The 12,285-nt window shown below is 62.1% G+C and carries 14 protein-coding genes; all 14 read left to right on the top strand.

Annotated elements, in window-relative coordinates; translation table 11 throughout:
• Nucleotide 1: 1 nt before the first annotated feature.
• The 14 genes from fliJ to flhA all read left to right on the top strand — a co-directional run bounded on the left by fliJ (nucleotide 2) and on the right by flhA (nucleotide 12,282).
• A complete protein-coding gene (fliJ, locus tag ONG87_RS13300) occupies nucleotides 2-451 on the top strand; it encodes a flagellar export protein FliJ (protein ID WP_122475909.1) in 450 nt (149 codons plus the stop codon).
• A gap of 84 nt (nucleotides 452-535) precedes the next feature.
• Entirely contained in the window at nucleotides 536-859 is a 324-nt protein-coding gene (locus ONG87_RS13295; RefSeq protein ID WP_122475908.1) for an STAS domain-containing protein, read from the top strand.
• On the top strand, nucleotides 859-2,568 hold the full coding sequence (locus tag ONG87_RS13290) for a fused response regulator/phosphatase (protein ID WP_185794508.1): 1,710 nt from the start codon (nucleotides 859-861) through the stop codon (nucleotides 2,566-2,568). The genes ONG87_RS13295 and ONG87_RS13290 overlap by 1 nt, the downstream gene beginning before the upstream one ends.
• Before the next feature lie 66 nt (nucleotides 2,569-2,634).
• Nucleotides 2,635-2,979 (top strand): Hpt domain-containing protein, encoded by a 345-nt coding sequence (locus ONG87_RS13285; RefSeq protein ID WP_185794565.1) that lies wholly within the window; start codon nucleotides 2,635-2,637, stop codon nucleotides 2,977-2,979.
• A gap of 90 nt (nucleotides 2,980-3,069) precedes the next feature.
• Nucleotides 3,070-4,422: a flagellar hook-length control protein FliK gene (locus ONG87_RS13280; RefSeq protein ID WP_264381417.1), complete on the top strand. Its 1,353-nt coding sequence runs from the start codon at nucleotides 3,070-3,072 to the stop codon at nucleotides 4,420-4,422.
• A 118-nt stretch (nucleotides 4,423-4,540) separates the two neighbouring features.
• Entirely contained in the window at nucleotides 4,541-5,050 is a 510-nt protein-coding gene (gene fliL, locus ONG87_RS13275; RefSeq protein WP_122475903.1) for a flagellar basal body-associated protein FliL, read from the top strand.
• Nucleotides 5,051-5,059: 9 nt separating this feature from the next.
• Entirely contained in the window at nucleotides 5,060-6,028 is a 969-nt protein-coding gene (gene fliM, locus ONG87_RS13270) for a flagellar motor switch protein FliM (protein ID WP_043186057.1), read from the top strand.
• A 42-nt stretch (nucleotides 6,029-6,070) separates the two neighbouring features.
• A complete protein-coding gene (fliN, locus tag ONG87_RS13265) occupies nucleotides 6,071-6,541 on the top strand; it encodes a flagellar motor switch protein FliN (RefSeq protein WP_122475901.1) in 471 nt (156 codons plus the stop codon).
• Entirely contained in the window at nucleotides 6,541-6,984 is a 444-nt protein-coding gene (gene fliO, locus ONG87_RS13260) for a flagellar biosynthetic protein FliO (RefSeq protein ID WP_264381416.1), read from the top strand. The genes fliN and fliO overlap by 1 nt, the downstream gene beginning before the upstream one ends.
• Nucleotides 6,984-7,736, top strand: coding sequence for a flagellar type III secretion system pore protein FliP (gene fliP, locus ONG87_RS13255; RefSeq protein WP_122475897.1), 753 nt, complete (start codon nucleotides 6,984-6,986; stop codon nucleotides 7,734-7,736). Before fliO ends, fliP begins: the two co-directional genes overlap by 1 nt.
• 27 nt (nucleotides 7,737-7,763) lie before the next feature.
• A complete protein-coding gene (fliQ, locus tag ONG87_RS13250; protein ID WP_043186065.1) occupies nucleotides 7,764-8,033 on the top strand; it encodes a flagellar biosynthesis protein FliQ in 270 nt (89 codons plus the stop codon).
• On the top strand, nucleotides 8,033-8,818 hold the full coding sequence (gene fliR / locus ONG87_RS13245; RefSeq protein ID WP_122475893.1) for a flagellar biosynthetic protein FliR: 786 nt from the start codon (nucleotides 8,033-8,035) through the stop codon (nucleotides 8,816-8,818). Before fliQ ends, fliR begins: the two co-directional genes overlap by 1 nt.
• Nucleotides 8,819-8,821: 3 nt before the next feature.
• Nucleotides 8,822-9,958 (top strand): flagellar biosynthesis protein FlhB, encoded by a 1,137-nt coding sequence (gene flhB, locus ONG87_RS13240; protein WP_122475891.1) that lies wholly within the window; start codon nucleotides 8,822-8,824, stop codon nucleotides 9,956-9,958.
• Between the two features lie 194 nt (nucleotides 9,959-10,152).
• Nucleotides 10,153-12,282: a flagellar biosynthesis protein FlhA gene (gene flhA, locus ONG87_RS13235; RefSeq protein WP_122476754.1), complete on the top strand. Its 2,130-nt coding sequence runs from the start codon at nucleotides 10,153-10,155 to the stop codon at nucleotides 12,280-12,282.
• Nucleotides 12,283-12,285 lie beyond the last annotated feature (3 nt).

Below are 12,285 nucleotides of genomic sequence, written 5' to 3'. Positions count from 1 at the left end.
CATGGCGATGAGTCGTGCGGCGCGCCTGGCGCCCGTGGTCGAAATGGCCGAAAGCACCGAGCGCAAGGCTGCCCAGCGGCTGGGGCATTTCCAGGGTCAGGTGAGCCTGGCCGAAGCCAAGCTGGCCGAGCTCGAACGCTTCCGCAACGACTACCAGCAACAGTGGATCAGCAACGGCAGTCGTGGCGTGTCCGGGCAATGGTTGTTGAACTATCAGCGCTTTCTCAACCAGTTGGAAACGGCCGTCGGCCAGCAGAAACAGAGCCTTGCGTGGCATCAGAACAACTTGAACAATGCGCGCGCCACCTGGCAACAGGCCTATGCTCGAGTGGAAGGGCTGCGCAAGCTGGTGCAGCGCTATATCCTCGAGGCCAGGCAGTTGGAGGACAAGCGGGAACAGCGGCTGCTCGACGAGTTGTCGCAACGCCTGCCCAGGCACGAGAACTTTTAGCCGGAATTTGTCAGTACCCCGTTGAACGCTCTGCAGAGCGGTGCTACATCTGGCCTGCAAGGCACACCCAAGGAGCATTAATACATGGCTGTAACCCAGAGTTCTGTCACCCAGACCTTCGACCCTGAAAGCAATACGTCATCGGTGGCCATTTCGGGCCGGTTCGATTTCAGCCTGCACCAGCAGTTTCGCGAAGCCTACGAAGACGAGCGTGCCGGCAAGCCCAGCCGTTATGTCATCGACCTGAAGAACACCACCTACATGGACAGCTCGGCGCTGGGCATGCTGCTGCTGTTGCGCGACCACGCCGGTGGCGACAACGCCGACATCGCACTGATGAACATTTCTCCCGACGTGCGCAAGATCCTGGCCATCTCCAATTTCGACAAGTTGTTCAAGATCTCCTGATGCAGCCAGCCAACGAGGAAGCGCTGACGGTCCTGATCGCCGACGACAACATGACCGACCGCATGCTGCTGTCCAGCATCGTGCGACGTCAGGGGCATGCGGTGATCACGGCCAGCAACGGCCAGGAGGCGGTCGAAGTGTTCCGCCAGCAGCGTCCGCAGTTGGTACTGCTCGATGCCATGATGCCGGTCATGGACGGCTTCGAGGCTGCGCGTGCCATCAAACAGCTAGCCGGTGAGGCCCTGGTGCCGGTGATCTTCCTGACCTCGCTGACCGAAGAACAGGCGCTGGTGCGTTGTCTGGACGCCGGTGGCGACGATTTTCTGGCCAAGCCCTACAACCAGGTGATCCTGGCCGCCAAGATCAAGGCAATGGATCGCCTGCGCCGCTTGCAGGCCACGGTGCTCGAGCAGCGAGACCTGATCACCCGCCATCATGACTACCTGCTCAACGAGCAGCGCGTGGCCAAGGCGGTGTTCGACCAGATCGCCCATTCCGGATGCCTCGACGCGCCCAACGTGCGTTACCTGCAGTCGCCCTATGCGCTGTTCAATGGCGACCTGCTGCTGGCTGCCTACACGCCTTCGGGCGACATGCATGTGCTGCTCGGTGATTTCACCGGGCACGGGCTGCCGGCGGCGGTGGGCGCGATGCCCTTGGCCGAGGTGTTCTATGGCATGACGGCGAAGGGCTACGGGCTCAACGAAATTCTTCGCGAGATGAACGCCAAGCTCAAGCGGATCCTGCCGGTGGACATGTTCTGCTGCGCCACCATGTTGCGCCTGAGCTTCCAGCGTTGCACGGTCGAAGTCTGGAACGGCGGCATGCCCGACGGCTACCTGCACCGCCAGGATGGCTCGGCGCGTGTCGCGCTGGTGTCGCGTCATCTGCCGCTGGGCGTATTGCCGGCCACCCGTTTCGAGGACCAGACCGAGGTGTGGCCGCTGGCGCCGGGCGATCGAGTTCTGCTGCTGTCCGACGGCGTCATCGAAACCAGCAATGCGCAAGAGCAGTCTTTCGGCGTGGAGAGGCTCGAACGCGTCTTCGACACGCACAAGGACCCTGAGTCGCTGTTCGAAGGCATCCTGCAGGCTTTGCATGATTTCCGCGGTGAATCGCGCGACGATGTGAGCATGGTGCAGCTGGCATTGATCGACGCCGAGCGCCAGCCCCCGGCCAGCCTGATCTATTCCGACAGCGGCCAGTCGAGCCCGCTCGACTGGTCGGCCATGTTCGAGTTTCGTGCCGACACCTTGCGCCGCTTCAATCCCTTGCCGTACATCCTGCAATTGCTGCAGGAAATTCATGGCCTGCGTCCGCAGAGTGGAGAGCTGTACAGCGTGTTTGCCGAGTTATACTCCAACGCGCTGGAGCATGGCGTACTTGGCCTCGATTCCGCGCTCAAGTGCGATGCCACCGGATTCGCCCAGTACTACGCGTTGCGCAACGATCGCCTGGCGGCTTTGGAAGAGGGCTATATACGCATACACTTGCAGATACGCCCGCACGGGGTTGGCGGAGTCCTGAGAATCGTGGTCGAAGACAGCGGCAAGGGATTCGATCCGAAACAGGTCCTGGCGAAGCCGCCGAGCGTGCACGGACTGTCTGGGCGTGGTGTCAATCTGGTCCGCCAACTGAGCCACAGCGCGGGCTGGTCGGAAGACGGGCGCAGCGCGCACGTCGAATTTACCTGGGAGTCTCAAGCGTAATCGGCTTGATCAAGGAGCGAACAAGTGCCCATCGAACAATTGGCTGAAGAACAACTGGCTGAAGCACTGCAAAAGCCCCATGTAGACCCCACGGCCCTCGAGGCCCTGCAAGAGGTCATGGAGGATGAATACCCTCTGTTGCTCGACACCTTCCTGAGCGACTCGCAACTGCGCTTGAACGAACTGCACCGGTCCCACGATCTGGTCGAACTGGGCCATGCCGCCCACAGCTTCAAGGGCAGCAGCAGCAACATGGGCGCTCTGCGCCTGGCGCAGTTGTGCAGCGAGCTCGAGCAGTACTGCCGACAAGGCGCGCTGGAGGGTGTGGATGCTTATGTACAGCGGATCGACCGCGAATTCGTCCTGGTCCTTCAACTGTACTCGCAGGAGCGCGCGCGCTTTGCAGGTTGAGCGTCGTTGACGTAGCTGGTTCCTCGCTGGCCCGATACTTGCTTTCTCCATGGCAATCAGCGTTAACGCCACCGTATCGGGGAGATCTTCATGGCTGTCGCTTCAAACCCTTTGTTGCTGCAACTGGGCGCCGCTGCTCGCGCCACATCGGTCACCGGCGCGGCCAGGCCCAGTGCAGCGGACAACGATTCGGCGCCTCGTTTCGCCGATCTCTATGCCCGTCAAAACCACGAAGTCGCGGTCAAGCCGCGGACCGAGCCTGCGCCGAGTGCCCCACGGGAAACCGCCACGCCGCCGGCCTCGAAGGCGGCTGGCGCCAACCCGACGGTTGCCGATAGCGGCAAGAAGTTGCCAGTTGCCAAGGCCGACAAGCCTGAGAAGCTCGACAAGACCGACAAAACCGACAAAACCGACAAGCCCGCCGCCAAGGACGACGACAAGGTCAGCGATACCGCCGACAAGGACGATCCCAGCGTTGGCGCTGCTGCGGCACCGGTCGATCCTGCCGCGGTACCCATCCCGGCCGATCCCGCTGCCAATCCGGCACTGGCCCAGGTGCCGCCACCGGTAGTGGCCGCTCTCAGCCCGGCGGACAGCGATAGCGTCGGCGCTGGCGAGGATTTCGATCCAGCTCAAGACGTGCTTGCCGATTTGCCGGCGCTGCGCCTGGCCCTGGAGCAGACGGCCAAAAATAATGGCACTACCTCTGCACATGCCAGCCAAACGTCATCGGGCGATCCCTCGAAGGCAGGCGAGCAGGGTATAGAAGGCAATTTCGTCAATGGTCTGGCGGCCATGGTGAGCAAGGAGTCGGCAGGCGAAGCGGGTGAGGGCGGCGATGACGGTTTTGCTGGTTTGATCGGCGGGGGCTTGAAGGATGCCGACGCAACGGCCAGCGACAGCCGCCTCGATAACTTCGCCGACCGCCTGCAGGCCTTGACCCAGTCGACCACGGCCAAGACCGGCACTGCGGCGCCGCTGGCCAGCCCGCTGGGCCAGCCGTTGGCCATGCAGCAGTCAGGATGGACCGAAGGCCTGGTCAACCGGGTCATGTACCTGTCCAGCCAGAACTTGAAATCCGCCGACATCCAACTGACACCGGCGGAGCTGGGACGCCTGGACATTCGCGTCGACATCACCCCGGACCAGCAGACCCAAGTGACCTTCACCAGCTCCCATATCGGCGTGCGTGAGGCATTGGAGAGCCAGCAGCATCGGCTCAAGGACATGTTCAACCAGCAGGGCATGGGGCAGCTGGACGTCAACGTTTCCGACCAGTCCCGTCAGTCCCAGGGCGAGCAGCAGGCGCAACAGAGCCGCCGCACGGGTGGCGCACGCTCTGGTGCGGACGCGCTCGATTCCGCCGAGCCCGCCGTCGCGGCTGCGCAGCCCCTGACCTCCGGCACGGTGCTGGGGACCAGCGCTGTGGATTACTACGCCTGACAGTGCCTGAAGGGGTCGGTTGCCAGGCTCGAAATCGAGCCCACAGGATTGTTGGCATAACCCTTGCTCCATCGTCGCCATGGGTACGCTTACCCCTCAATGGTGACGGATTATTGGCATGGCAAAGACCGAAGAAGCAAAGGAACCCGCAGCCAAGGAAGGCAAGGGCAAACTCAAGCTGATCATCCTGCTGGTCGTGGGCTTGCTGCTGGCCGTCGGCCTGTCGGTCGGGGCCACCTGGTTCCTCATGCACAAACCCGCCGAGGCGCCCGCGGACAAGGCCACGGCAGATGCTGCCCACACCAAACCTGCGGCGATCTACGAGCCCCTGACACCCGCCTTCGTGGTCAACTTCAAGCAGAACGGTCGTGATCGCTACATGCAGGTCAGCATCGTCTTGCAGGCGCGGGACAAGGCCGACATGGATGCTCTGAAGGTGCACACGCCGGTCATCCGCAATAATCTGGTCATGCTGTTTTCCGGGCAGCCGTTCGAAACCTTGACCACGCCGATCGGCCAGGAAATGCTTCGCCAGAAAGCTACCGCGAGCGTTCAGGAAGTGGCGCAGAAAGAAGTGGGCAAGCCCGTGATCGACCAGGTGCTCTTCACTAACTTCGTATTGCAGTAGGAACAACTCATGGCCGTACAGGACCTGCTGTCCCAGGACGAGATCGATGCGCTGCTGCATGGCGTCGACGATGGCCTGGTGCAAACCGAAGGCAATGGCGAGCCCGGGGGGATCAGGAGCTACGACCTGACCACTCAGGATCGCATCGTGCGTGGGCGCATGCCGACGCTGGAAATGATCAACGAGCGCTTCGCTCGCTACACCCGCATCAGCATGTTCAATCTGTTGCGTCGTTCTGCCGATGTGGCGGTAGGCGGCGTGCAGGTGATGAAGTTCGGCGAGTACGTGCATTCGCTGTACGTACCGACCAGCCTCAACCTGGTGAAGATCAAGCCGCTGCGCGGCACTGGCCTGTTCATTCTCGATGCCAAGCTGGTGTTCAAGCTGGTCGACAATTTCTTCGGCGGTGACGGCCGCCACGCCAAGATCGAGGGCCGCGAATTCACCCCTACCGAGCTGCGCGTGGTACGCATGGTGCTGGACCAGGCTTTTCTCGACATGAAGGAAGCCTGGCAGGCCATCATGGAAGTCAACTTCGAGTACATCAACTCGGAGGTCAACCCGGCCATGGCCAACATCGTCGGGCCCAGCGAGGCGGTCGTGGTCTCCACCTTCCACATCGAACTCGATGGCGGCGGTGGCGACCTGCACGTGACCATGCCGTACTCGATGATCGAGCCCGTGCGCGAGATGCTCGATGCCGGCTTCCAGTCCGACCTGGACGACCAGGACGAGCGCTGGAGCAAGGCCCTGCGCGAAGATGTCCTGGATGTCAGCGTTCCCCTGAGCGCCACCGTGGCGCGGCGTCAGCTCAAGCTGCGCGATATTCTCCACATGCAGCCCGGCGACGTGATCCCGGTGGAACTGCCGGAAGAGTTGATCCTGCGTGCCAATGGCGTGCCTTCGTTCAAAGCCAAGCTTGGCTCGCACAAAGGCAACCTGGCTTTACAAGTTATCGAACCGATCGAGCGTCGCTGATCGGTTTGACCTGATGATTTAGATGCCCGTCGAGGACCACTGATGGCTGATCAAGATGAGACAATTTCTGCCGAAGACCAGGCGCTCGCCGATGAATGGGCGGCGGCTCTGGATGAGTCCGGGGATGCCGGGCAGGACGATATCGACGCGCTGTTGGCCGCCGATACCCGCGGCAGTTCGAGTTCCTCCCGCCTGCCGATGGAAGAGTTCGGCAGTTCGCCCAAATCGGGTAACGGCCCGGTCACGCTCGAGGGCCCGAACCTCGATGTGATCCTGGATATCCCGGTGACCATTTCCATGGAGGTTGGGGCGACCGATATCAGCATCCGCAATTTGTTGCAGCTCAACCAGGGCTCGGTGATCGAGCTCGACCGTCTGGCCGGCGAAGCGTTGGACGTGCTGGTCAACGGCACCTTGATCGCCCACGGCGAAGTGGTGGTGGTCAACGAGAAGTTCGGCATTCGCCTGACCGACGTGATCAGTCCCAGCGAACGCATCAAGAAGCTGCGGTGATGGGCCGGTTCCTGTGGGCCTTGCTGCTCTTGCCCGTGGTCGCCCTGGCAGCGCCGGAAGTGGCCCCTGCTGCGGCGCCGGTGGTGGCGTCGGGAGGCACTGGCCTGGCCGGTCAGTTGACCCAGACCGTGCTGGGGCTGCTGGCGGTGGTGGCCTTGATCTTCGCCTTGGCGTGGCTGATGCGGCGCGTGCAGCAGGCGGCGCCGCGCCAGGGCCAGGTCATCGACGTGATTGGCGCCAAGGCGCTGGGGCCACGTGATCGGCTGGTGCTGGTGCAGGTGGGCGAGGAGCAGATCCTGCTGGGTGTCAGCCCGGGGCGCATCAGCGCGCTGCACGTGATGAGCATGCCGGTGCAGCCACCCGACCGAACCACCCAGGCCACACCAGAATTCGCCCAGCGCCTGATGGAACTGCTGGGCAAGGACCAGAAGGATAAGAAGTGATGGGTGTGTTGCGCACTGTCCTGCCGCTGGGCCTGCTGTTGGTGGCGCCCCTGGCCATGGCCGCGGATCCGCTGCAGATTCCGGCATTGACCATGACCAGCGGTGCCAACGGCCAGCAGGAGTATTCGGTCAATCTGCAGATCCTGTTGATCATGACGGCGCTGAGTTTCATTCCGGCGTTCGTCATGTTGATGACCAGCTTCACACGTATCATCATCGTCTTTTCCATCCTGCGCCAGGCACTGGGCCTGCAACAGACGCCGTCCAACCAGCTGTTGACCGGCATGGCGCTGTTCTTGACCATGTTCATCATGGCGCCGGTGTTCGACAAGGTGAACCAGCAGGCCCTGCAACCTTATCTGAGTGAGCAGCTCAGCGCCCAGGATGCCGTGGCACGCGCCGAAGGCCCGATCAAGGATTTCATGCTGGCACAGACCCGGCAGAGCGACCTGGAGCTGTTCATGCGGCTGTCCAAGCGCACCGACATCGCCAGCGCCGACCAGGCGCCGCTGACCATCCTGGTGCCGGCGTTCGTCACCTCCGAGCTGAAAACGGCGTTCCAGATCGGCTTCATGATCTTCATTCCGTTCCTGATCATCGACCTGGTGGTCGCCAGTGTGCTGATGGCCATGGGTATGATGATGCTGTCGCCATTGATCATCTCGCTGCCGTTCAAGATCATGCTGTTCGTGCTGGTCGATGGTTGGGCGCTGATCATCGGGACCCTGGCCGGGAGTTTCGGTGGTGTATGACTTTGCCTTTCACAGGAGCGTGAATCCATGACCCCGGAAGTCGCCGTCGACCTGTTTCGCGAAGCGCTGTGGCTGACCACCGTGATGGTCGCGATCCTGGTTTTGCCGAGTCTGATCGTCGGCCTGATCATCGCCATGTTCCAGGCCGCCACGCAGATCAACGAACAGACCCTGAGCTTCCTCCCGCGCCTGCTGGTCATGCTGGTGACGCTGATCGTCATCGGGCCATGGATGGTGCGCACCTTCATGGAGTACATCACTACCCTGTACTCCAATATTCCGCAGGTGATCGGCTGATGCAGCCGCTGCTGCAATTGACCGATGCGCAGATCGGCGGCTGGGTGGCCAGCTTCATCCTGCCGCTGTTCCGCGTGGCCTCGATGCTGATGACCATGCCGATCTTCGGCACCCAGGTACTGCCGCAGCGCGTGCGCCTGTATGTGGCCGTGGCCATTACCGTGGTCATCGTGCCGGGATTGCCGCCGGCGCCCACGGTGGATGCGATCAGCGGCCAGGCGCTGCTGCTGGTGGCCGAACAGATCATCATCGGCGCGCTGTTCGGTTTCTCGCTGCAGTTCCTGTTCCAGGCCTTTACCGTTGCCGGGCAGATTCTCGCGATCCAGATGGGCATGGCCTTCGCGTCCATGGTCGACCCCACCAACGGCGTGTCCGTGGCCGTGATCGGCCAGTTCTTCAGCATGCTGGTGACCCTGGTGTTCCTGTCCATGAACGGCCATCTGGTGGTGTTCGAGGTGCTCACCGAGAGCTTCACCACGCTGCCCATCGGCGGCGGCCTGCTGACCGCGCACTACTGGGACGTGGTGCTGCGCATGGGCTGGGTGCTGGGCGCCGGGGTGTTGCTGGTGCTGCCTGCCATCACAGCCTTGCTGGTGGTCAACATTGCCTTCGGCGTGATGACCCGCGCGGCGCCTCAACTGAACATCTTTTCCATCGGTTTCCCGCTGACCCTGGTGCTGGGGATGTTCATCCTGTGGGTCAGCCTGGGCGACATTCTCAACCAGTATCAGCCGCTGGCGGCCAACGCCTTGCAGTGGCTGCGCGAATTGGCGCGAGCGGAGTAGGCAATGGCCGAAAGCGAAAGCGGTGCGGACAAGACAGAAGACCCCACGGACAAGCGCAAGAAGGATTCGCGCGAGAAGGGCGAGATCGCCCGTTCCAAGGAGCTCAACACGCTGGCAGTGATGGTCGCCGGGTGCGGCGCGCTGCTGGCGTTCGGCGGCCATCTGGCGCAAAGCCTGCTGGAACTGATGCGCAGCAACTTCACCTTGAGCCGCGAGGTGTTGCTCGATGAGCGCTACATGGGCATTTTTCTGCTGCAGTCGGGCAAGGTGGCGATTCTGGCGACCCAGCCGATTCTGGTGACCTTGCTGCTGGCGGCGCTGATCGGCCCGGTCGCGCTGGGCGGCTGGTTGTTCGCCGCCAGCTCCATGGCTCCCAAGTTCAGCCGCATGAACCCGGCCGCCGGCCTCAAGCGCATGTTCTCCATGCATGCATTGACCGAATTGCTGAAGGCGCTGGCCAAGTTCGCCATCACCCTGATCGTTGCCATGATGGTGCTGGCCAAAGACCGTACCGACCTGCTTGCGATTGCCAACGAGCCGCTGGAAATGGCGATCATCCACAGCGTGCAGCTGGTCGGCTGGAGCGCCTTGTGGATGTCCTGTGGGCTGGCGTTGATTGCCGCCGTGGACGTGCCGTTCCAGCTCTACAGCAGCAAACAGAAGCTGATGATGACCAAACAGGAGGTCAAGGACGAGCACAAGGACTCCGAAGGCCGGCCCGAGGTAAAGGGGCGGGTACGCCAGTTGCAGCGCGAAATGTCGCAGCGCCGGATGATGACGGCGATTCCCGAAGCGGACGTGATCATCACCAACCCGACTCACTACGCGGTGGCGTTGAAATACGATCCGGAGAAGGGCAATGCGCCGGTATTGCTGGCCAAGGGCTCGGACTTCATTGCCTTGAAGATTCGCGAGATCGGCAACGAGCATCGCATCCAGGTGCTGGAGTCACCGGCCCTGGCGCGTTCGATCTTCTATTCCACCGAGATCGAACAGCAGATTCCTGCGGGGTTGTACCTGGCGGTGGCGCAGGTGCTTGCCTATGTCTACCAGATCCGCCAGTACCAGGCCGGGCGAGGCAAGCGTCCCGACCCGTTGCAGGACCTGCCGATCCCGCCGGATCTACAGCGGGACAGTTAGACCGCGTCGCGCCCACTGTGGGAGCGGGCTCTGCCCGCGAAGGCCGCGCCCCCGATAGATCGATTTCACTCCATCTCGGCAGCCCCTCGATAATCTTTAACCCCCCTCCGACAAAAGTTGGACCCCTTCTTGCACTACCCCTTGGCAAGACGCCTGGCGCGTCAAAAGTTCGCTTGGGGAAGTGGGGAATGTCGGTGGATCGCTCTCAATTAATCAACACCGCTCGCAGCAACATCGTCGGCCTTGGCCGCGGCAACCTTGGCGTGCCGCTGCTGTTGCTGGTGATGCTGGCGATGATGATGCTGCCGATCCCGGCACTGCTGCTGGACGTGTTCTTCACCTTCAACATCGCCTTGTCCATCGTCGTGCTGCTGGTGTGCGTGTACGCGCTGCGTCCGCTGGACTTCGCCGTGTTCCCGACCATCCTGCTGGTGGCCACGCTGCTGCGCCTTGCGCTCAACGTGGCGTCGACGCGGGTGATCATGCTGCACGGCCAGGAAGGCCATGCCGCCGCAGGTAAAGTGGTCCAGGCATTCGGTGAGGTGGTGATCGGCGGTAACTACATCGTCGGTATCGTGGTGTTCGCCATCCTCATGATCATCAACTTCGTGGTGGTCACCAAGGGCGCCGGGCGCATCTCCGAAGTGAGCGCGCGGTTCACCCTGGATGCCATGCCCGGCAAGCAGATGGCCATCGACGCCGACCTCAACGCCGGCCTCATCGATCAGAACCAGGCCAAGGCGCGTCGTACCGAAGTGGCCGCCGAAGCCGAGTTCTACGGCTCGATGGACGGTGCCAGCAAATTCGTCCGTGGCGACGCCATCGCCGGTCTGCTGATCCTGTTCATCAACCTGATCGGCGGCATGCTGGTGGGCATGCTGCAACACAACATGCCATTCGCCGAGGCAGGCAAGGTGTACGCCCTGTTGACCATCGGTGACGGCCTGGTCGCTCAGTTGCCATCGCTGTTGCTGTCCACCGCGGCAGCCATCATGGTGACCCGTGCTTCGGGCTCCGAGGAGATGGGCAAGCAGATCCAGCGGCAGATGTTCGCTTCGCCCAAGGCACTGGCCGTCTCCGGCGCGCTGATGGTGATCATGGGCATGGTGCCCGGAATGCCGCACATGGCCTTTATCACCCTGGGTGCCATCGCCGGTGGTGGTGCCTACCTTTTGTGGAAAAAGCAGAACGACGTCAAGGTCCAGGCCCAGGCCGAAGTGCAGCGCCAACAAGAGCTGCTGCCTTCACCGACGCGCACCCAGGAAACCAAGGAACTGGGCTGGGATGACGTGACGCCCATCGACATGATCGGCCTGGAAGTTGGCTACCGTTTGATCCCGCTGGTGGACCGCAATCAAGGCGGCCAATTGCTGGCGCGGATCAAGGGCGTACGCAAGAAGCTGTCCCAGGACCTGGGCTTCCTGATGCCTACCGTGCATATTCGCGACAACCTCGACCTGGCGCCCAGCGCCTATCGTTTGACGCTCATGGGGGTGATCCTCGCCGAAGCCGAGATTTACCCGGATCGCGAGCTGGCAATCAACCCCGGGCAGGTGTTCGGCTCGTTGAACGGCATCACCGCCAAGGATCCGGCGTTTGGTCTGGACGCGGTCTGGATCGACGTCAACCTGCGCAGCCAGGCGCAGTCGCTGGGCTACACGGTGGTCGATGCCAGTACGGTAGTGGCCACGCACTTGAACCAGATTCTGCAGAAGCATGCCCATGAGCTGATCGGCCACGAAGAAGTGCAACAATTGCTGCAAGTTCTGGCAAAAGGATCGCCCAAGCTGGCCGAAGAGCTGGTTCCGGGCATCCTTTCGCTGTCTTCGCTGCTCAAGGTCCTGCAGGCCCTGCTGGCTGAGCAGGTACCCGTACGCGACATCCGCAGCATCGCAGAAGCCATCGCCAACAACGGGCATCGGAGTCAAGATACCGCCGCGCTGGTTCAGGCCGTCAGGGTCGGTTTGTCCCGCGCAATCGTGCAAAGCATTGTAGGCATTGAGTCGGAGCTGCCTGTCATCACGCTGGAACCAAGGTTGGAACAGATATTGCTAAATAGTCTTCAGAAGGCTGGTCAGGGTCAGGAAGAAGGCGTTTTGCTGGAACCGAGCATGGCGGAAAAACTGCAGAGATCCCTGATCGATGCGGCGCAGCGGCAGGAGATGCAGGGCCAACCGGTGATACTGCTGGTAGCCGGTCCGGTCCGCGCGATGCTGTCACGTTTCGGTCGCCTGGCGATCCCCAACCTTCACGTACTGGCCTATCAGGAAATCCCTGATAACAAGCAAGTCACCATCGTTGCGACAGTAGGGCCCAACGGCTGAGGT

Source organism: Pseudomonas sp. MM227, from assembly GCF_947090715.1.
Taxonomy (GTDB): domain Bacteria; phylum Pseudomonadota; class Gammaproteobacteria; order Pseudomonadales; family Pseudomonadaceae; genus Aquipseudomonas; species Aquipseudomonas baltica.
Note: the sequence above shows the minus strand (reverse complement) of the source record. Positions and strands in the feature narration are given on the sequence as shown.

Bases quoted from the DNA above. Each gene is read 5' to 3' on its own strand.
- ONG87_RS13290 (WP_185794508.1), top strand. From the start codon at position 859: ATGCAGCCAGCCAACGAGGAAGCGCTGACGGTCCTGATCGCCGACGAC.
- fliO (WP_264381416.1), top strand. From the start codon at position 6,541: ATGGGCCGGTTCCTGTGGGCCTTGCTGCTCTTGCCCGTGGTCGCCCTG.
- fliP (WP_122475897.1), top strand. From the start codon at position 6,984: ATGGGTGTGTTGCGCACTGTCCTGCCGCTGGGCCTGCTGTTGGTGGCG.
- fliL (WP_122475903.1), top strand. From the start codon at position 4,541: ATGGCAAAGACCGAAGAAGCAAAGGAACCCGCAGCCAAGGAAGGCAAG.
- fliN (WP_122475901.1), top strand. From the start codon at position 6,071: ATGGCTGATCAAGATGAGACAATTTCTGCCGAAGACCAGGCGCTCGCC.
- ONG87_RS13295 (WP_122475908.1), top strand. From the start codon at position 536: ATGGCTGTAACCCAGAGTTCTGTCACCCAGACCTTCGACCCTGAAAGC.
- fliQ (WP_043186065.1), top strand. From the start codon at position 7,764: ATGACCCCGGAAGTCGCCGTCGACCTGTTTCGCGAAGCGCTGTGGCTG.
- fliR (WP_122475893.1), top strand. From the start codon at position 8,033: ATGCAGCCGCTGCTGCAATTGACCGATGCGCAGATCGGCGGCTGGGTG.
- ONG87_RS13280 (WP_264381417.1), top strand. From the start codon at position 3,070: ATGGCTGTCGCTTCAAACCCTTTGTTGCTGCAACTGGGCGCCGCTGCT.
- fliM (WP_043186057.1), top strand. From the start codon at position 5,060: ATGGCCGTACAGGACCTGCTGTCCCAGGACGAGATCGATGCGCTGCTG.
- fliJ (WP_122475909.1), top strand. From the start codon at position 2: ATGGCGATGAGTCGTGCGGCGCGCCTGGCGCCCGTGGTCGAAATGGCC.
- flhB (WP_122475891.1), top strand. From the start codon at position 8,822: ATGGCCGAAAGCGAAAGCGGTGCGGACAAGACAGAAGACCCCACGGAC.